At 64.1% G+C, this 19,766-nt stretch carries 19 protein-coding genes; 11 read left to right on the forward strand and 8 right to left on the reverse strand.

What is annotated here, in order from left to right:
* From A2J02_RS22505 to A2J02_RS22515, 3 genes are all read left to right on the forward strand, one after another.
* On the forward strand, positions 1-572 hold a 572-nt coding region (locus A2J02_RS22505; protein ID WP_442971499.1), incomplete at its 5' end, for a DinB/UmuC family translesion DNA polymerase.
* A 275-nt stretch (positions 573-847) separates the two neighbouring features.
* Positions 848-2,371: an AAA family ATPase gene (locus A2J02_RS27400; protein ID WP_082899020.1), complete on the forward strand. Its 1,524-nt coding sequence runs from the start codon at positions 848-850 to the stop codon at positions 2,369-2,371.
* On the forward strand, positions 2,368-3,009 hold the full coding sequence (locus A2J02_RS22515) for an HNH endonuclease (protein ID WP_156516343.1): 642 nt from the start codon (positions 2,368-2,370) through the stop codon (positions 3,007-3,009). The genes A2J02_RS27400 and A2J02_RS22515 overlap by 4 nt, the downstream gene beginning before the upstream one ends.
* Before the next feature lie 294 nt (positions 3,010-3,303).
* On the opposite strand, the gene A2J02_RS22520 is transcribed toward A2J02_RS22515, so the two are convergent.
* A complete protein-coding gene (locus tag A2J02_RS22520) occupies positions 3,304-4,701 on the reverse strand; it encodes a cytochrome P450 (RefSeq protein WP_068053929.1) in 1,398 nt (465 codons plus the stop codon).
* A 95-nt stretch (positions 4,702-4,796) separates the two neighbouring features.
* Between A2J02_RS22520 and A2J02_RS22525 the strand changes: the two genes are divergently transcribed.
* Positions 4,797-5,372 carry a TetR/AcrR family transcriptional regulator gene (locus A2J02_RS22525; protein WP_068053842.1) on the forward strand — a complete coding sequence of 192 codons (576 nt, stop codon included), beginning with the start codon at positions 4,797-4,799 and terminating at the stop codon, positions 5,370-5,372.
* Between the two features lie 22 nt (positions 5,373-5,394).
* Positions 5,395-5,709 (forward strand): DUF2277 domain-containing protein, encoded by a 315-nt coding sequence (locus tag A2J02_RS22530; protein WP_068053845.1) that lies wholly within the window; start codon positions 5,395-5,397, stop codon positions 5,707-5,709.
* Here A2J02_RS22530 and A2J02_RS22535 read toward each other — a convergent pair.
* Positions 5,706-6,125 (reverse strand): helix-turn-helix domain-containing protein, encoded by a 420-nt coding sequence (locus A2J02_RS22535; protein ID WP_068053936.1) that lies wholly within the window; start codon positions 6,123-6,125, stop codon positions 5,706-5,708. The two genes, A2J02_RS22530 and A2J02_RS22535, sit on opposite strands and share 4 nt — an antisense overlap.
* 292 nt (positions 6,126-6,417) lie before the next feature.
* Between A2J02_RS22535 and A2J02_RS22540 the strand changes: the two genes are divergently transcribed.
* Positions 6,418-7,089 carry a hypothetical protein gene (locus A2J02_RS22540; RefSeq protein WP_156516344.1) on the forward strand — a complete coding sequence of 224 codons (672 nt, stop codon included), beginning with the start codon at positions 6,418-6,420 and terminating at the stop codon, positions 7,087-7,089.
* Between the two features lie 22 nt (positions 7,090-7,111).
* Here the strand turns inward: A2J02_RS22540 and A2J02_RS22545 are convergent, their stop codons facing one another.
* Positions 7,112-8,275, reverse strand: a complete 1,164-nt coding sequence (locus A2J02_RS22545; protein WP_068053851.1) for a globin domain-containing protein — start codon at positions 8,273-8,275, stop codon at positions 7,112-7,114.
* A 178-nt stretch (positions 8,276-8,453) separates the two neighbouring features.
* Here A2J02_RS22545 and clpB point away from each other — a divergent pair, with 178 nt between their 5' ends.
* The 5 genes from clpB (at position 8,454) to pyrE (ending at position 14,591) form a co-directional block, all read left to right on the forward strand.
* On the forward strand, positions 8,454-11,000 hold the full coding sequence (clpB, locus tag A2J02_RS22550; RefSeq protein WP_068053854.1) for an ATP-dependent chaperone ClpB: 2,547 nt from the start codon (positions 8,454-8,456) through the stop codon (positions 10,998-11,000).
* 97 nt (positions 11,001-11,097) lie between these two features.
* Complete coding sequence (locus tag A2J02_RS22555) at positions 11,098-12,099, forward strand: DUF5666 domain-containing protein (protein WP_068053857.1); 1,002 nt, start codon at positions 11,098-11,100, stop codon at positions 12,097-12,099.
* A gap of 120 nt (positions 12,100-12,219) precedes the next feature.
* A complete protein-coding gene (locus tag A2J02_RS22560; protein ID WP_068053860.1) occupies positions 12,220-13,284 on the forward strand; it encodes a hypothetical protein in 1,065 nt (354 codons plus the stop codon).
* 58 nt (positions 13,285-13,342) lie between these two features.
* Positions 13,343-13,927 carry a LemA family protein gene (locus A2J02_RS22565; RefSeq protein ID WP_231893984.1) on the forward strand — a complete coding sequence of 195 codons (585 nt, stop codon included), beginning with the start codon at positions 13,343-13,345 and terminating at the stop codon, positions 13,925-13,927.
* Positions 13,928-14,042: 115 nt separating this feature from the next.
* Positions 14,043-14,591 carry an orotate phosphoribosyltransferase gene (gene pyrE, locus A2J02_RS22570; protein WP_068053867.1) on the forward strand — a complete coding sequence of 183 codons (549 nt, stop codon included), beginning with the start codon at positions 14,043-14,045 and terminating at the stop codon, positions 14,589-14,591.
* 21 nt (positions 14,592-14,612) lie between these two features.
* Here the strand turns inward: pyrE and A2J02_RS22575 are convergent, their stop codons facing one another.
* The 5 genes from A2J02_RS22575 to A2J02_RS22595 form a co-directional block, all read right to left on the reverse strand.
* On the reverse strand, positions 14,613-15,110 hold the full coding sequence (locus A2J02_RS22575) for a class F sortase (protein WP_231911495.1): 498 nt from the start codon (positions 15,108-15,110) through the stop codon (positions 14,613-14,615).
* 97 nt (positions 15,111-15,207) lie between these two features.
* On the reverse strand, positions 15,208-17,040 hold the full coding sequence (locus A2J02_RS22580; RefSeq protein ID WP_068053877.1) for a hypothetical protein: 1,833 nt from the start codon (positions 17,038-17,040) through the stop codon (positions 15,208-15,210).
* Positions 17,041-17,315: 275 nt separating this feature from the next.
* Positions 17,316-18,542, reverse strand: coding sequence for an MFS transporter (locus A2J02_RS22585; RefSeq protein WP_068053880.1), 1,227 nt, complete (start codon positions 18,540-18,542; stop codon positions 17,316-17,318).
* Positions 18,539-19,000 carry a MarR family winged helix-turn-helix transcriptional regulator gene (locus A2J02_RS22590; protein ID WP_068053883.1) on the reverse strand — a complete coding sequence of 154 codons (462 nt, stop codon included), beginning with the start codon at positions 18,998-19,000 and terminating at the stop codon, positions 18,539-18,541. Before A2J02_RS22590 ends, A2J02_RS22585 begins: the two co-directional genes overlap by 4 nt.
* Before the next feature lie 72 nt (positions 19,001-19,072).
* Positions 19,073-19,669, reverse strand: a complete 597-nt coding sequence (locus tag A2J02_RS22595; RefSeq protein ID WP_068053939.1) for an Rv1733c family protein — start codon at positions 19,667-19,669, stop codon at positions 19,073-19,075.
* Positions 19,670-19,766: the final 97 nt, after the last annotated feature.

Raw genomic sequence — 19,766 nt, forward strand, 5'->3', positions numbered from 1 at the left:
TCGGCAAGGGTGCGGGTGCTCACCTGTACGCGCTGGCCATGGGCCGGGACCCACGACGCGTCCAGCCCGGTAAGTCGCGTAGTTCCATCGGTGCGCAGCGGGCACTCGGTCGCGGCAGGCACGACGCGGCCGAGGTGGAGGCATCGTTGATCGGGCTCGTCGATCGCGTCACGCACCGCATGCGCGCCGCGCAGCGAACCGGCCGAACCGTCATGTTGCGCTTGCGCTTTGCCGATTTCACCCGGGCGACGAGGTCGCACACGCTCGATCGAGCGACCGCCGACACTCGCGACATTCTGGACGCCGCACTCGAATTGCTGCACGACGCGGCGCCGCTGATCGCGGAGAAGGGCATCACGTTGGTGGGGGTCACCGTGTCGAGCATCGACAGGGGCGGTGCGGAGCAACTGGAGCTGCAGTTCGACCCGCCGCAGGTACGGACACCGCCGGAGGCCTCGGCCCTCGACCGGGCGCTCGACGGGGTGCACAAGAAGTTCGGATCTACCTCGCTCACTCGTGGGGTGTTGCTCGGCCGTGATCCGGGAATCTCGGTTCCGTTGCTGCCCGACTGACGATAACCTGAGGTAGCCGCAAATCCCGCGCCGCTTTGGCTGGTGCGTGCAGCTCTGTGAGCGACGACAAATAATGGCGAAACCGCCGCCTCCTGTGTAGATGGCTGGCCATCGAGCACCCGTGCCGCTATTCAGAGCCAGAGGCTGCCCCATGACTGGATGCACTTGCCGGGGTTTCCGGTACAAAGCATCTTCTGAAAATCTGGAGGCCTGATGTGCGATCGGGGGTCTCAGACCGGGTTTCTCAGGCCAAGATACGACTAGAGTCCTGGGTCATGGACCTAGGCGAAGTCATTGATCGTGCGTTGTCGCTCTTGGCAGCTATGGCGCGATTCCCGTCTGCCGCCGATTTTACGTCGGTTGTCACTGTTTCATACGAACAGGACCAGAGCTGGCAAGGTGACCCCGCCCGAATGCGGCTAAATACGCGAGCAATGGACCTCGTCAGAAGGTTCGGCTTCGTCAAGTCGCCGCCAGGCGGTTACTCCTATGAACTGTCTGAGACCGGCCGTGCTGTCATCGCTACCGGCTGGCCCAGTACCGCGGATACGCCAGTTTGGTTAGAGGAGTGGGTCGAGACAGAGCAGCTAGTTGAAGCTCTGAGCGAGCAGCGCACTTCCAGCGAAAACGCAATTGGCAGCCTATTCGTGCATAATTGGCGACAGTTCTCCAACGTGGAATTAGCATTCCATCCGCGAGTTACGATCCTCACTGGTGCCAACGGTGCGGGTAAGACCACGCTTCTTAATATCCTTGGACCTCACTTCAATTGGTCAGCTCAGCTTCTCACTCGCCGGGGGCCCAGCGAGGGAAGCAACGAAGGGCAAGAGGTCGGTCAAATAATCTACACCAACGGTGGTAGATCGCCATTGGTCTTGAATCAGAGCATTGGCGTAACCAACTCCCCTTTAGCCATCCCGCAAATGCAAGGGGTGTCTGGTCTTTTTATTAACTCGCATCGGTCCGTTAGTACTTATCAGCCGCTTGCCGCGCTTCCTCCTAGGTTCTCTGAGTGGGGAACTCTGCAGCAGCAATTTGCTTCCGAAATCCAAGTTCGATACTCAGGAGGAAGTTCTCAGCATTCGCCACTTTATCGAATGAAAGAAGCTCTTGTCTCGGCGGCTATGTATGCCTATGGAAATTTGGCGGTCAGGCCCAATGAATCGGCTAGAGAACTATGGGAGGGCTATCAAGTTGTACTGCGTCGGTTCCTTCCTCACTCATTGCGGTTTAAAAGACTGCAAGTCGAGGACTCCGAAATAATACTTGTCACCGAAGGGGCAGAGTTTCCATTAGAGGCGGCATCCGGTGGTATCAGTGCCATGCTTGAGCTTTCCTGGCAGATATTTCTTAGGCAGCGAAACCAGCAAGCCTTCACGGTTTGCATAGATGAACCAGAGAATCACCTGCATCCTGAGCTCCAGCGATCAATCGTCCCATCACTCCTTGCTGGGTTCCCGGATGTGACCTTTATTATTGCGACGCATAGTCCATTTGTGGTGACGTCGGTGCAAGATTGCATCGTTTATGCACTGAGCGCGGACAGTGATAACCGCGTTGTCTCGCGCAGAGTCGACAGCATCAACGCATCGGCTACGCCGGATGAGACCCTCATGGAAGTGCTGGGGTTGGATACCACACTGCCGATCTGGGCGGAGGCGCATTTGAGCCGTCTGATGGCGGAGCTTCCACCGTCGCCCTCTCCAAACGATCTGCGTCATCTGCGAGAGCAGCTAAGCAGCCTCGGCCTGGATCGGCAATTTCCTGCTGCTGTTCGATCGCTGGAGGCGCAGCAGTGATTGAACTATCAAAGCTACCGAAGCCGGCGTGGTTAGAGCAGAATGGCCAAGCGAAGACGATTGAATATAAGTTGGCACCTAAAGGGAATAAACCGTCACCCTGGCGTGCTGCCGAAATCGTTGCTGTGCTAAAGGAAGAGTGCGCCAAGAAGTGCATGTACTGCGAGTGCACTATAGATGATGTGGCTTACTCTGCTGTCGAACACATAAAACCTAAGGAGCGTTTCGAGGATCTTGTCCTGGATTGGGAGAATCTAGGCTTGGCTTGCACAAGATGCAACACAAACAAGGGAAGTTTCTGGACAGACGAAGCGGATTTGCAGTTGCTTAATCCATATCTAGACAAGCTCGATGACCATATTGCCTTTCGTGGACCCCTAACGGTCGCGCTGCTGAAAAGTTCGCGAGCCGAAAATACGCTCAGGAAGCTCAAGTTTAATTTGCGTGATGATTTGCTTGTTTCTCGAATGAGACGTATCGAGGATCTGGAGGTACGACTAAGGATGTGGCATCGAGAGCCTGATGGGGAGCTGAAAGAGCTGTTTGCCGAGGATGTCGTGTCATCCATTTCACGTGATTGTGAGTTCACGGGACTTCTTCGTGCATACGCGATAGAGTCGGGGTTTCCCGTCGAGTGACTGGCTTTCTACCGTTTTGTAAGCGGTTTTAGCGTAGTTGGTTCAACTCTAAGGTAAGGAGGGGGTAATGCTCCGACCGTGAAACAACCCGTTCCAGTATCTGTCAGAACATCGTCAGTCTTCGTTGCCGGTGGACGGTACCGAGTGCTGGCTTGGTTCGCTTGCCTTAGTGCTGAGTTGCGCAAGAATGGAGGCATTACGGTGCTGCAATTGCAGGCTAAGACGGGCCCCTCCCGATCTCCAATCGGACACGCCACGCCCCCATCGGTAACAGTCCCACTGCTGCCCGACTGACTATTGCCGCACTGTCGGTTGTACCCGAAAGCCTGTGGGCATCATGGTCAGTCGCTCCTGGACCTTCAGTCGGTACGACGGGTCGGCCTGCAGGTCGAAGCGCTGCAGAATGGTTCCGAGCACCAGTACGGCCTCGTGAATGGCGAATTGCCGTCCGATGCAGGCACGTTCACCGGTGCCGAAAGGCTTGTAGACGTGAGCGGGCCGGGCCTTGATGCGATCGGGCAAGAAGTTGTCGGGATCGAACTCGTGCGGGCGGTCACCCCACACAGGATCGCGATGCAGGGCCGTGGCGAGCACGATCGCCCAGTCTCCGGCCGCCATGGCGTATCCGTCGCCGACGACGGTGTCGGCGCGCGCCCCGCGACCGAACGCCGGGACGGTGGGCCACAGGCGCAGTGATTCGTCGAGGACGCGTCGGACATATCGCAGCTTGGGGACCTGGCCGAACTCGGGCTTGCCGGTACCCCAGACCTCGTCGACCTCGGCGCGGGCGCGCTCGAACACCTCGGGGTGCGTCGCCAGGTAGTACAGCGCGAAAGAGAGTGCACCGGAGGTGGTCTCGTGACCGGCGATCAGGAACGTCAGGATCTGGCAGCCGATGTTGGCTTCGCTCAATGCATTCGGGTTGCCGGCGTCACGCGCGGCGTCCATCATGATCTGGAGCAGGTCGCTGAAGTCTTCGGTGGATCGGCGTCTGGTCCTGACGACATCTGCGAGGACGTCTGCCAGGTACTGCTTGTTGCCCGCGTACCGGCGATCCGAGCGGGCGAACAGAGGCTTGGCGAACGCGGGAACCTTCAGCAACGCCCGCCGCTGGTTGTACGTCAGCGCACCGACCATGGCCGAGACGAACGGATGCGGCTCGGCACGCGCGAACGAGCCGAAGCTGTAACTGAATCCGGTCCGGCCGATGGTCTCGAGCGTCAACGTCGTCATGTCGGCCGATACATCGGTCGGTGACGCGTTGCGAGAGAGGGACTCCCAATGCTCGATCAGGTCGTCGGCGACGTCGACCATGATCTCGTGGTATCCGCGCATGGCCCCTGCGGTGAACGCCGGGCGCAGAAGATCATGGGCGCGTTGCCAATTCGGTTCGTGGTTGTAGGCGGTGAACAGCCCGTCGGCCCCGATGTCCCGTAGATTCTCGACGCCTGGGGGCAAGAACTTCTCGAAGCGCTTCTCGTCGCACAGCTCACCCACCACGTCGGCACCGGAGGCGAAGACGAATCGTCGGCCGAGGATGTGCCGCTCGAACAGCGGGCCGAGCGTGCGGGCCATCGCGGTCGAATCCTGGACGGGGGTGCGGGGATCGACGCCGACGACGTCGCCGAGCACGGGGAGTCGGTGCGGGGGATGGGGCAGGGAGCCGCCTCGTACCGCGAACTGTGTCGACATCGCCACTCCATCGTCTCGGGACCGGCCCTTGTTGAACCGTGTCAAATAGTGACGGTACTCACTGTTGAACCGGTGTCAAGTAAGGTTCGAGGGACATGACCACACCGCGCAAGCGCATGACGCCGGCACTGCGGCGTGCGCAGCTGATCGAGATCGGCTCGGCACTGTTCGCCGAGCGGCCGTACGAGGACGTCTGGATCGAGGAGGTCGCAGACCTCGCCGGCGTGTCACGCGGATTGATGTATCACTACTTCCCGTCCAAGCGGGAGTTCTTCGTCGAGATCGTCCGCGCCGAATCGGAGCGCAACCTCGGTCTGACCGCGCCGGACACCTCGTTGCCGGTGCTCGAGCAGATCGCCGCAGGCCTCGACGCGTACATCTCGTACACCGACGAACATGCGCACGGCGTCCGCGCGGTCAATCGCGGCACGTTGCTGGGGGATCCTCTGATCAACGAGATCCTCACGCGCGAGTTCGACGTCCAGCAGCAGCGGATCCTCGCCGCGCTGCCGACGACGCTGCAGGACGACGAGACGGTACGCACCGCGCTGCGTGGCTGGATCGCCTTCGTGCGAGCTGTGTGTCTGGACTGGGTGGAGCGCAGAACCCTCGACCGCGAGCAGGTACGCGCGTTGTGTCTACGGGCGTTGTCGGGTCTTCTCGAGGTGTGAGATGCGGGGCTATCGTCGAGCTATGTGCCGAAACATCACCACCTTGCGAGGGTTGGAACCGCACGCCACCGACGCCGAGGTCGAAGCGGCCGCGCGTCAGTACGTCCGCAAGATCAGCGGTGTACAGAAGACGTCCGACGCCACCCGCGATGCCTTCGAGCTGGCCGTCGCCGAGGTGACGGCAACGACGCACCGGCTCCTCGATGCGCTTCCCGAGCGGCGTCAGCCACCGCCGACGGTGCCGCCGCTGCGGCGTCCGGAAGTGCAGGCGCGGATTGCGGCGGCGGGAGTGGAGCCTGCGGAACGACCCAAATCAGCGGCGAACACCGGGTCCTAACGGGTGCTGTCCGGCGGCACCGCGGGTAGGCCTTCGCTCACGCGGAGTTTCTCGGCCATCGAGCTGAGCAGATTCTGCGATTCCTCGGACAGGTCGAATGCCCGAGCGGACAGGCGGCGCAGACCGTAGCCCTTCAGTTGGGTGAGCAGTTCGAGATCGTGGTCGACCTTCGTCGCATAGATGTTGTCGAAGAAGTAGTCGGGCTTGACCTTGAAGAACGCGGCCAGCGCCGCGACGGTGTCCGCGGACGGATTGGCGCGCTGTCCCGAGCGCAATTGCGAGATGTAGGGCTTGGAGATCTGGTGTCCGCGCGAGGCGAGAGCGTCGGCGACCTCGGCATTGGTGTGTGGCTTGCGTCCGGGCGGGTGGATCGTGGCGAACAGATGGTTCAGGCGTGCGGCGAAATCAGCGGACATCGGGGATGTGTGTGCCTTCCTGATACAGCCGCTGCCCACCCGGGCAGATCGGTCCGCCGCGGACCGAACCGGCTCATAGTAGCCGCTGCCGCGAATCCCGCGAACCATGGCTGACCTGCAGAAATCCGTCAGAAAATCGTACTGATCGGTTTCATGCGTCGGTGGACGTAGAGGGGCGAGCCCGGGCAGTGGGGTGCCCGGAGTGTGGGAACGAACGAATGGTTTTCCGCAGAATCGGACGCGTGATTCGAGCCCCGGTGGCAGACTGTCTTGCCAGGCGAAGGGGGTGGAGATGACCGATCGTCGACGGCGAACGTTCGATTCACGAGACGGTGACGCGGAGGTGGTCGAGCCGCTGCTGCGCGCCGTGCTGTCCTACGCGCCGCGGGACGAATCGCGCCTGCCCCACCCCTCCGAGGGAATCACGCTCCGGGCCGAGGACGGCTCCGGTTTCGTTCGGCTCGCACTCACCATCGCAGACGATCTCGGCGCGGGCATCCCGGGGCCGTTCGGGTCCCGATTCTACGAATGCGGATCATTCGAAGTCATTGTCCCGCAACGAGATCCCCGCGACGGCGCGCTGTTGATGATCCACCTGCTCGACGCCCGAGCGCCCCACAGATTCGAGTTCGCCACGTCCATGCCGCCCCAGTGGAGCCTGCGGCTCGAGCGCGACGGCTCGGTGTCGGTACTCGACCATCTCGGCGATGCAGTGATATTCATCGGCCGCCCATGGGCATTCGACTCCGACCTGTATCCGGTTTCGGTGCACTACACCATCGAGAACGGCCTCCTGGTGCAGAACATTCTCGCCACCGCGGACACCGGCTATCCCATCCTGATCGATCCCGACCCCGACGCGATCATCACCGGAGACGGCCGGCTCATCACCGAGACGTGGACTCCGCGACTGGTGGCCGGCGGAATCGTCGAGGATCTGCCGCCGAAATCGCTGTCCAGCTGATTGCCCTGCAGCGCAGACTGATTCAGAACGGATCGTGCTGAATGTGCTCCATCGGCGTGCCCACTTTGCGGAGGGCGTAGATCGTCGTTCGCACCATCGACGGAGACCCGCAGATCTGAATCTGCCGATCGGCCCACGAGCCGAACTGGGTCACCACCTTGCCCACCGCACCGTGCAGACGGTGGTGCATTCCCCACGGCAGCTCGCGAGGCGTGCCCGAATACCACCACGGATTCTCAAGCTGCTCGGTCACCGGAACGATCGTCAACCACGGATTCGACAGCGACAGCTGCCACAACGTGTCCAGATCGTAGAGATCGCACGGATACGTTCCGCTGACGAACAGATGCACCCGCGGATTGTTGCTGCGCTGCGCCATCTCCATGACCTGCGCACGCAGCGGAGCCAGACCGGTGCCTCCCGCGATCATCAACACGTCCTCGCCGATCGCGCGATCGACATGCATCCCGCCCAGCGGCGGACTGATCGACCAGCGATCACCCACCGCGGTCTCGGTGACCATCGCCGGTGACACCCAGCCCCCGGATACGCGTCGAACATGGAACTCGATCTCGCCGTACGGATTGCTGGGAATGGCCGGGGACAGATACCGCCACAGTTTGGGCCGCTGCGGAATCTGCACACTGACGTACTGCCCGGGGAAGTACGGGATCTCGCCGTCCGTCTTCAACCGGACCACCGCGAGGTCGTCGAGCACCCGCTGATGTTCGACGACGGTGGCACTCCAGAACGGCGGCAGTTCGTCGTCGTCGGCGGCGACGGCCATCGCATCGCTCACCACGGTCAGTGCGTCGTTCCAGGCCGTCTCGACCTCGTCGGTCCATACCTCGTTGCCTGCGAAGGTGCGGAACGCGCTGATCAGAGCCGAACTGCCCGCACGGAAGTGCGCGCCGGAGATTCCGTGCTTGCGGTGGTCCCGGCCGAGTTGTTCGAGGAACGGTTCGACGCGGTCGGGATCGTCGAGATGCTCGAAGACGTAGCCGAGTGCCATGACGAAGTGTTCACGCAGGGCATCCATCGAGGCGGGAAACAGAGCTCGGAAGTCGGGGTGCTGGGCGAAGAGATGGCCGTAGAAGGACCGGGACAGCCGCGCCGGACCGTCCTGAGCGGCCACGACGGATTTGAATCCGGTGCGGACCAGGGAGATCGTGCGTGCGTCGAGCATCGATCCACCTCCACCCCACCGAATCACTGCTGTCGACCGTCACCAAAGTAGACCGGTCGAGGATATCGCGCACGTCGCGGAATGTGGAGAAATCCAAGGTTGAGCGGAACAGACTCAACTTCGCTATGGTTGTACCGAGCGACAGTCTTTGCAGAACCCAGTCGAAAGAAGGTGACCGGTGGACAGTTTCACTCCCACCACGAAGTCGCAGGCAGCACTCTCCGCTGCTCTGCAGGCCGCATCCGCGGCCGGTAACCCGGATATCCGTCCGGCACATTTGTTGGTGGCGTTGCTCGATCAGACCGACGGCATCGCCACTCCCTTGCTGAAGGCCGTCGGCGTCGACCCCGCAACGGTGCGTCGAGAAGCGCAGAGCCTCGTCGACCGGCTGCCCTCGGCAACCGGTTCGACCACCACTCCGCAACTCGGCCGTGAAACCCTCGCCGCGATCACCGCAGCGCAGCACCTGGCCACCGAACTCGACGACGAGTACGTCTCGACCGAGCATCTGATGGTCGGCCTGGCGACCGGCAACGACGACGTCGCCAAGCTGCTGACCGGCCACGGAGCCGGACCCAACGAGCTGCGCGACGCCTTCCAGGCCGTCCGGGGCAGCGCTCGGGTCACCAGCGCCGATCCGGAGAACACCTACCAGGCGCTGGAGAAGTACAGCACCGACCTGACCGCGCTGGCCCGGGAAGGCAAGCTCGATCCCGTCATCGGGCGCGATACCGAGATCCGGCGCGTCGTACAGGTTCTCTCCCGACGCACCAAGAACAACCCGGTGCTCATCGGTGAGCCCGGCGTCGGCAAGACGGCCATCGTCGAAGGACTGGCCCAGCGCGTCATCGCAGGCGATGTTCCGGAGAGCCTGCGCGGCAAGACCGTCGTGTCTCTCGATCTCGGTTCGATGGTCGCAGGCGCGAAGTTCCGCGGTGAGTTCGAGGAACGGCTCAAGGCCGTGCTCGACGACATCAAGAACTCCGCCGGTCAGGTGATCACGTTCATCGACGAGCTGCACACCATCGTCGGAGCCGGCGCGACCGGCGAATCGGCGATGGACGCGGGCAACATGATCAAGCCGATGCTCGCCCGCGGCGAACTGCGCCTCGTCGGTGCGACGACCCTCGAGGAGTACCGCAAGTACATCGAGAAGGACGCCGCTCTCGAACGACGCTTCCAGCAGGTCTACGTCGGTGAGCCGTCGGTCGAGGACACCGTCGGCATTTTGCGCGGACTCAAGGAACGCTACGAGGTGCACCACGGCGTCCGGATCACGGACTCCGCCCTGGTCGCCGCCGCAACCCTGAGCGACCGGTACATCACCGCCAGGTTCCTGCCGGACAAGGCCATCGACCTCGTCGACGAGGCCGCGTCCCGTCTGCGCATGGAGATCGATTCACGCCCCGTCGAGATCGACGAGGTCGAACGTGCGGTCCGTCGCCTCGAAATCGAGGAGATGGCACTGGCGAAGGAGACCGACGACGCGTCGAAGGCTCGACTCGACAAGCTCCGCCAGGAACTCGCCGACCTGCAGGAGAAGTTGGCCGGGCTCAGCACGCGCTGGCAGAACGAGAAGAACGCCATCGATTCGGTACGGGCACTGAAGGAGGAGCTCGAGAACCTGCGCGGCGAATCCGATCGCGCCGAACGCGACGGCGATCTGGGCAAGGCCGCCGAGCTGCGCTACGGACGCATCCCGACCCTCGAGAAGGAGCTCGCAGCCAAGACCGAGGACTCGCCAGCCCAGGGTGACGTGATGCTCAAGGAGGAAGTGGGCCCGGACGACGTCGCCGACGTCGTCGCAGCCTGGACCGGAATTCCGGCCGGCCGGATGCTCGAAGGCGAGACCGCGAAGCTGCTCCGCATGGAAGACGAGCTCGGCAAGCGAGTCGTCGGCCAGAAGGACGCAGTACAAGCGGTGTCCGACGCCGTCCGACGCTCCCGCGCCGGAGTGGCCGATCCCAACCGTCCGACGGGATCGTTCCTGTTCCTCGGACCCACCGGCGTCGGCAAGACCGAGTTGGCGAAAGCGTTGGCGGAGTTCCTGTTCGACGACGAACGCGCGATGGTCCGCATCGACATGAGCGAGTACAGCGAGAAGCACGCCGTCGCTCGGTTGGTCGGCGCGCCTCCCGGTTACGTCGGCTACGAGGCCGGCGGCCAGCTGACCGAAGCCGTGCGCAGGCGTCCGTACACGGTGGTGCTCTTCGACGAGGTCGAGAAGGCGCACCCCGACGTGTTCGACATCCTGCTCGCAGTGTTGGACGAAGGCCGACTCACCGACGGCCAGGGCCGGACCGTCGACTTCCGCAACACGATCCTGATCCTCACCTCCAACCTCGGTGCCGGCGGTACCAAGGAGCAGGTGATGGACGCGGTGCGGCGCTCGTTCAAGCCCGAGTTCGTCAACCGCCTCGACGACGTCGTGGTGTTCGACGCCTTGTCCGAGGACCAGCTCGAGTCGATCGTCGACATTCAGCTCGGCTTCCTCGCCAAGCGTCTGGCGGCTCGTCGCCTGACGTTGGAGGTGTCCTCACCGGCCAAGTTGTGGCTCGCAGCCCGTGGCTACGACCCGCTGTACGGCGCGCGTCCGCTCCGCAGGCTGATCCAGCAGGCCATCGGCGATCAACTGGCGAAGCTCCTTCTCGCCGGCGACGTCCACGACGGCGACGTGGTGTCGGTCAACTCGAGCCCGGACGGCGAACGCCTGATCCTGGGCTAGCGGCGGCCCCGCTCCGCAACAGGCCCACCCGAGCACTGCTCGGGTGGGCCTGTTTTGTGCCGTCAACCGGGAAGTGCCGGGTAGGTACGCTCGTGGAATGACGAATCCGGACGACCCACGGTCACCTCGGGAGCGCGATCAGGACGCAGCACCCCAGGCGGAGCCATCCGAGCCGACCCAGGACTACGGTCTGCCGTACCCCGGAGCCCAGCAGTATCCCGATGGCGCTCACCCCACCGAGGCATATCCGACCCAGGCGTACCAGAACCCGGCGTACCAGAACCCGGCCTATCAGGATCCGACTCGGCAGAATCCGGCCCAGCAGAACCCCGATCCCCAGGCCTATCCGCCGGGGTATCAGCCCACGCAGGCATTTCCGCCGTACGACCCCGAGCAGCAGGCGGCGGCGAATCAGGCCTACGGCCAGACCCAGCAGTACGGTCAGGCACCGCAGTACGGTCCGGGATACGGCCAGGCCCCGGGGTACGAGACTGCGCAGTACGGCCAGCCACAGCAGTACGGCAACACTCAGCAATTCGGCCACACCCAGCAGTTCGGGCAGCCGCCGGAGTACGGCGCTCCGCCTCCCGGCGATGATCCGAACGCCGCCGATTCCGGCAGCAAGGGGCCACGACCGTGGGTTCTGGCGCTGATCGGACTCGTCGTACTCGCCATCGTCGTGGTGTTCGGGATTTCCTTCCTGAGCGGGGGATCCGACGAGTCGACCACCGCTTCTGCGCCGTCGACGTCGATCCGACCGCCCACCTCGAGTGCACCCACGACCACGCCGCAGCCCACCGAATCGGGCACCGCCACCACGCCCGAGCTGATCCCGGGAGGAATTCCCGAGATTCTCGGTCAGCTGGGATCGTCGGTGGGAACGATCAGCGCCAACGACGGTTCGACTCTGACGCTCGACGGACTCGACGGCGCTCCGGTGACGGTGCAGACCACACCCCAGACCCAGATAATCTCGTTGTCCGGTAGCGATCTGGCGTCGCTGACGGTCGGTGCTTTCGTCGTGGTGCAGGGCGAGGCCGTCGAGGACGGAACGATTCGCGCGAACGTCATCATCGAAACGCCCAGTCTGGGTGGATAAGCGGCGGGAGTGGAGCCTGCGGAATGACCCCATAGGCGGTGCGAGCAGTCGTAGGGACCGTTCACAGGACCCGGCGGTGGTGGGCGATGAAGGTGTGGATGTCGATTAAGGTGGTTCGCGATGACGGCAATGTGGTTCGGCCTTGCGGCAATTGCACTGATGGGTGCAGTGGCGCTGCTCTACATCGACAGGTCCAAGCGAGATCGGTCCGGACGTGTCCGGCAGATGTGGGCCAAGGCGCAGGGGTACGAGTATCGACCGCACGATCGAGAACTGGTCACTCGGTTCTCTCGCGCTGCTCTGTCCAAGCCCGAGTTCGACGTGGCTCTGGGAGTGGTGACCGGTGTTCGGCGCGGTGAGGAGTTCGTTCTCTTCGACGTCGAGGAGACGGGCACCATCGTGGCCGTGCAGCGTTCGGTCGGTTCCGATGTCGACATCGACCTGCGGCCCCGCTCGACGCCGCCGCCGCGCGATGAGGACATGGAACTGCTCGGTTCCATCGGGCCGCGCGTGGTGTTCGCCACCGACGTCGATATCGCTCGCCGTGTCTGCGACCAGCGGATGGCCGCGTTCACCGAGTCCATTCCGGCGAATCTGCAGTTGCTGTGGAGCGAGAAGGACTGGACGCTGGGGTCCCTGCCGCTGAACAGTTCGGGTCGCGATTGGGATGCCGCGATCGACGCGGTCGCACGACTGTCGGGCATGTTGCACGTGCTGCCCCCGGTTCGCGGAAGTGCCGTCTACGGCGCTCGCCCCGGCGATCCCGGCCGCGATCGAAGCGATCCGGGTAGGCCACTGGTCCATGAGCCACATAATCAGCAAGCGGACGTGCCGCACGATCCCCAGCCTCGGGTGGCGGAACCCCGAATCCAGGCGGTGCGAAGCCCGGAGCCACGTGTTGCCGAGCCGAGAACGCCTGCGCCCAAGACACCCGAGCCTCGGATTCGGCCTCCTCGGATAGCCGAGCCCCGTACCCAGGAGCCCCGTACCCCGGAGCCCCGTACCCGAGATCCCCGTACTTCCGAGCCGCGTCCGCAGGAACCCGGACGTAGGCCGCGTCCGCCGCGGCCCGATGCGGCCGGTCCGCAGGCTGCGCGTTCGGCGAATCCGTCGCGTCCGGTGCCGCGTCCGCCTGCGTCGCGTCCGATTCCTTTCGACTCGGAGCGCCGACGCAACCAGCCCTGACGAAAGTTCGGGCGTGTTTACAGGCGCAGGTGCGCTTACGCGGCTAAATTCGTACCTCGTGACGGTTTCTTCGGGTGTTGTCGTGGCAGTGGTGGTCCTGGTCGCGGTTGTCGTGGTCGGTTACGTGCTGATCGCGCTGCGTCGACTCGGTCGGTACAGCGAGCAGACGGAGCAGAGTCTGCGACTGGTCGAGGTCGAACTGGATCGGCGTCACGAGCAGCTGGGCCCGTTCCTCGCGGCCGCGGAGGCCACCGGGCTGTCCGGTGATCTGTTGCGTCAGCTCGGCGGTGCACGGTCGTGGTCCAAGGCCGTGCGCGATCGCAGCCTGGGTCTGCAGGCGCAGGCCGCTGCCGAGAATGCGTTGTCCGCCGCGTTTCATGCTGTGCTCGCCGACGCCGATGCGCGTCAGAATGCGTTGGGCAATTGGGCTTTTCAGGGTCCGGCCGGAGAACTGAACGTCACCGAGCGTCGTATCGCAGGCGCGGTGCGCGTGTACAACGACAACGCGTACCGGTTGTCGCAGGCGGTCGGCACGTTCCCGTCCTCGCTCGTCGCCAGGTCTCGCTCGTTGACCGCACCGGAACCGTTCGTGGAGACCAAGGAATTGCTCGACGAACAGCAGTCGGCCCACATCGCTGCCTAGTGGCAGGAACGGCTCGAGATCCAGCATCGGAGCCGCCGGGAGCGGTCGCGTGAGTCGGTGGGTAAGTTCGTACCGACCTATCGAAGATCCGTGGTGCGACGAGAGGAATCCGAACATGGCCGAGAGTGCCGCGAATTCGGACCGGCAGGAACTGGCCGATTTGGTGAAAGAGCTTGCCGTCGTGCATGGGAAGGTCACGTTGTCGTCGGGCAAGGAAGCCGACTACTACGTGGATCTGCGTCGCGCGACCCTGCATCACCGGGCAGGTGCGTTGATCGGTTCGCTGATGCGTGATCTGGTTGCCGATTGGGATTTCGTCTCGGTCGGCGGCTTGACGATGGGCGCAGATCCGGTGGCGATGTCGATCATGCACGCCCAGGGACGGCCGATCGACGCGTTCGTGGTGCGCAAGGCAGCGAAGGCGCACGGCATGCAGCGTCAGATCGAAGGTCCGGACATCGTCGGCAAACGTGTTCTGGTGGTGGAGGATACGACGACGACCGGAAATTCTCCGCTCACTGCCGTGCAGGCTCTGCGAGACGCAGGCGCGACGGTCGTCGGAGTGGCCACGGTGGTCGACCGGGCGACCGGGGCGGACGAGGTCATCGCCGCCGAGGGACTCGAGTATCGATCCCTGCTCGGCTTGGCTGACCTCGGCCTGTAATCCCGGTCCCGAAAGGGCTTGTCAGCGAACCAGTTGCGCGACGACGACGAAGTTGTCGTCGGTGGGTTCGCCGCCTTGGACGTCGCAGTTCGCCAGGATCAATCGTCCGGGCACCGAGCGTCGGAGTTCGTTGTCGGCCAACAGCGACCCCTTCGGTAGGGGTCCGACCGATTCGACCGCGTATTCCAGAGTGCCGCTCGCGGTGCGCAACGCGACGGTGTCGCCGGGCATCACCACGCGCAGCGCCTTGAACGGCGCATCACGCTTCGAATAGTTGTGTCCGGCAACCACTACCGTTTGTTCGGTGGAGGTTCCCGGCATGCCGCTCTCGGCCCACCATGCAGGTAGCTCGTCGACCGGGTTGAGTACCTGGCCACTGTCGCCGCCGCGGTAGAGCGGATCGGGATGGATGGGGCTGCTCAGATAGGTCGTGCCGTCCGAGGACCTGAGTTCGATGTGTTCCGGCTGAGCGGGAGCGACATCGCTCGCCGGTGCCGCCACGGAGATCTGTGACTGCACCGGCGAGCGATCCGGCGCGGCGACACCGACTTCGTCACTCGCACAACCTGATACGAGCAGAACGAAGGTCAGGGTCGCCGTCCACAACCAGCGGGTACTACGAGGTGGCATCGGTGGAGCTGCGGCGACGCAGGTAGAACGCTCCGCCTGCAGCCGCGACGACGACCACGCCGACTCCGGCGAGAATCACCGGGGTGTTCGACGAGCTGTCCGATGCGCCCGACGCCTCGTCGGAGGAGTCGCCGAGAGCGAGATCGACCGGCGGCAGATCGCCGGCAACACTGACGACACCGTTCTCGTCGGTGGTGAAGTAGTCCGCGACCGTGAACGAACCGTCCTCGTTCTTGACGCCCACCAGGGAGACTCCGGTCTTGTCGACGACGACGGTGTTCTCGTCGACCTCGGTGACCGGAACGTCCTCGCGGACGGTGTTTCCGAGATTGATCGTCCACTCGAACTTCGGTCCGCTGGCAGCCAATTCGGCGGCTGCGGCCTTCAGATCGGCTTCGGCCTTGGCCTTCTCGTCGGAGTTGGCCTTTGCTGCCGTCGCTTCGTCCTGTGCGGTCTTCAGCGCGGTCGCGGCCTCGGTGGCCTTGGTCTTGGCTGCTGCGGCTGCCTCGGTCTTGAGCTGCAGATCCGCGTCGGCGGCCGTGGCGGCTGCGTTGGCATCGGTCACCGCCTGTGCGGCGTCGGCGGCCGCGGCCTCCAACTCGGCGATATCGGCGTCCGACGGCGCGGCGTCGAGTGCAGCCTGAGCTGCGGTGGCCGCGTCGGCCTTGGCTTCGGCGTCGGCCTTGGCAGCATCGGCTGCCGTCCGGGCGTCGGCTGCGGCCTTCTCGGATTCGGTTTCCTCACCTGCTGCGGCCTCGGCTGCAGCTTCGAGGTTCAAAGCGTTCTGCTCGGCCATCGCGGCCACGGCAGCGGCCGTCTGGGCTTCGACGTGCAGTGCCAGCGACTTCGCTGCGGTCGCGGCTGCGGCCCTGGTGGCCGCAGCGATCTTGGCGAGGTTGAGGCTCTTGAACGACTCCTGCAGTGCCGCGACGGAATCCTCGACGGCCTTGGTCGACGCATCTGCCTCGACCTTGGCGCTTGCTGCCAGTTCGGCCTTGGCGTTCGCATCGGCGCGAGCTGCCTCGGCTTCTGCGGTGGCCTCGGGATCGCCCGATACCGCTGCGGCCTCGAGCTGGACGGCAAGCTCCTCGGCTGCGGTCGCGTCGGCTGCGGCCTGGTCCGCTGCAGCGTTGGCCTCGTCGGCGGTGGTCTTCAGCTCGGCAGCGTCGTTCTTGGCTGCGGTGACCGCAGCACTGGCGGCCGTGCTTGCGACCACGGCGGCCTTGGCCTCTGCGGCGGCCGTCTTGGCCTTGACATCGGCCTCGGCGGCGGCAACCTCTGCCTTGGTGGCGTCGGTGCTCGCGGTGGCCTCGGCGGCCTTGGCGGTCTCGAGCCGCACCTGGGCGGCAGTGGTGGCTTCCACCGCTGCCTTGCTCTCGGCCTCGGCGTCGGCGATCGCCTGCTTCTCGGCGTCGGACAGCTGCGGGATGATGTCCAGGTTGACCGTCGCGGTGCCGTCGTCGTTGAAGACGACGCCACCGGTCACCTGCGGCAGTGGGCGGATGGCCGACGGGACCTCGGGGGCCGGCACTGCCGCAGCGGCGGCAGCTGCGGCGTCTTCAGGGGTGACGGCCGGAGCAGGCGCTTCGATCTGCCCGTCGACGGTGGCCGATCCTTCGACGGTTGCGCCCTCTTCCGCGGTGGGAGCGCCGGATTCGGTGCCTTCTTCGGTGGCGGGCTGTTCGACGGAGGAGCTTTCGGGTGTCTGCTCCTGCGCACTGGCAATTCCCGGTGCGGCGATGGAGAGGGACAGTGCCATGGCGGCCCCGGCAGCGGCGAGGCGCGCCTTCTTGGACCTGGCGATCGACTTCTGCGACATGGAGATTGTGGCCCTTCGGTCAGTGGCAGCATCGTGCTGCACGCACCCGCCCTCCCACGCGGAACGGGTGTAGTTGGTGAGTCACACGAACAACCGTGTTGACGTGACCGTAAACCAACCGGCCGGTCTCGGGAACCGTTCAGGGCTTTACCTGAGAATTGGTTATGAAAGTGTTACTGATGGGACGTATGTGACGAGAGAGATTTGCGACATGAAACGGCGGTCGAGATGCGTACATCTCGACCGCCGCGAAAACCCCGTCGGGCGAACGTATTTCAGTCGCCGACCGTCACCGCACGGGCCTCGTCGATGCTGTGAGGTGCGGGTTCGTGATCGTCGACGTGAGCGAGCACCTTCCGGCCGGTTGCCAACACGACGATGGCCAGAGCAGTGCAGGCGGCACCCACCCAGAACGGGACGTGCATGTTCGACTCGCCGAGTTTGCCGGCCAGGTAGGGAGCCGCGGCCCCGCCGGTGAAGCGAACGAAACTGTAGGCCGCCGATGCCGTCGAACGCTCGACCGGTGCCGAGATCATCACGGTCTCGGTGATCAGCGTGTTGTTGACGCCGAGGAACAACCCGGCCACGACGGTTCCCACGATGAGGACGATTTTGTTCTCGGTGAACATCGCCATGACGGCCAGGTCGACGGCGAACAACAGCAGCGCGAGCATCATCATGTTCAGCGTTCCGAAGGCCCGCTGCAGCTTCGGCGCGATGAACACCGACGCCACGGCCAGGCACAGGCCCCAGCCGAAGAAGATGAAGCCGATGGAGTAGGTGCCCATGTCCAACGGGAAGGGGGTGTAGGCGAGAAGGGTGAAGAATCCGTAGTTGTAGAGCAGCGCGGTGATGCCGACAGTGAGCAGACCGCGGTGACGAAGCGCGCGAAACGGATCGAGGATCGACGTGGTGCGGGCGGGCTTCGGGGTGTCCGGGAGCATGACGATGAGAAGGATGAACGCGACGGCCATCAGTGCGGCGACGCCGAAGAACGGTCCGCGCCAGCTGAACCCGCCGAGAACTCCACCGACGAGAGGGCCGGTCGCGATACCGATACCGAGTGCTGCCTCGTAGAGGATGATCGCGCGAGCGACACCTCCCGATGCGGCACCGACGATGGTCGACAGCGCCGTCGCGATGAACAGGGCGTTGCCCAGCCCCCAGCCTGCGCGGAATCCGATGATCTCTCCGACCGATCCGGACGTGCCTGCCAAGGCTGCGAAGACGACGATGATCGCCAGTCCCACCAGCAGCGTGCGCTTGGGGCCGAAGCGACTCGACACCACTCCGGTGATCAGCATCGCGATGCCGGTGACGAGCATGTAGCTGGTGAACAGCAGTGACACCTGCGACGGCGAGGCGTCGAGCTGTTCACCGATGGGCTTGAGGATGGGGTCCACGAGACCGATGCCCATGAAGGCGATGACGCTGGCGAATGCAACTGCCCATACTGCGCGAGGTTGCTTCAACAGGCTGTCGGTGGAGGTGCTGGTGGTCACGAAAGAGTTCCTCTCGTTTCGTGATCGACGGGCTCGAGGATGCTGCGAAGCTCGCTCAAGCCGTCGGTCAGTTTCTGGATCTGTTCTGGGTCGCGATCGGACAGGTACGGGAGAAGTCCGTCGACGAGGTGGCGTCGACCTTCGGCGAGCCATCGGTGGCCGGCCTCGGTCATCTCGATGAGAACGGCACGCGAATCGTCGGGGTCGGGTCGCCTGGTGACGAGATCGGCGTTGCTCAACTTGGCGAGCAGCGCCGTTGCCGAGGGTTGGGAACAGCGGTCCAGCTCTGCGAAGGTGCTGATGCGCAGGGGCTGGTACTCCTCGAGCAACGACAGGGCCCGCATCCACGCCCTCGGCCATTCGTCGCTGCCGAACCGTGCGGCCAATCGGACGAAGCGCGACGAGCTGGTGACCAGCTGCGAGAGGAGATCTCGGATGTCTTCGTCGGAGTGACTCACCGATTTATTGTTACATACACTAACTATCTATCGCAAAGCGCGCTCGAGCTCAGGGAGATGGACGAGCTCGGATCAGTGTTGCCGCAGCAGATCGGCGATCTCGCGGTCCCACTCGGCGTCCCGTCGACCGTCGTAGCGGAAGCGCATCAGTTGGTAGGCGCCGATGAGAACGGATGCCACGAGCACCCAGCTGCCGATGGCGTTGAAAATGGATGCGGCGACGACATCCGACGAGGTCAGGGGGTGCATACTCAGATCGCCGCTGTTGTCGACCCAGATCTGCGTGGTGGTCCCGGCAGGCGATCCGGTGTCGACGCTGACGCGTCCGGTGTGCTCGACGCCTCGGTAGACCCAGCGCGAGTCGACGGCAGTTGCGGCTGCGCCGGATGCGCCGAGCTCGGTGGATACGGCGGGCACGGATTCCGCAACGGCCGTCGTGGTCGCGGTGACCTGGTGAATCGAATTCTTCTGGTCTTCGAGTCGCTGCTGTTGGTCGGAGTGGGCGGTGGCACCGATCCACAGCGACACCGGAACCATGAGTATCAGCAGTGTGGTCACCCAGCGCTTGATGCGCGCCTGACGAACGTCGCAGTCGCGGAGCAAAGGGTTGGGATTGCCGGCGAAGGCGGATCGTCCCGAACTGTCCTGCCCGGTGAGTTTGCGGCGCATGATGGTCCCCACTACCTCGATATGATCCGACCGACCTCTCCACGATGGCGACGCGACCTGCGAGTATCAAGCGATAGGGGTCAGCGTCACATGTGAC

This window comes from Rhodococcus sp. EPR-147, from assembly GCF_001647185.1.
In the GTDB taxonomy this organism is placed as follows: Bacteria; Actinomycetota; Actinomycetes; order Mycobacteriales; family Mycobacteriaceae; genus Rhodococcoides.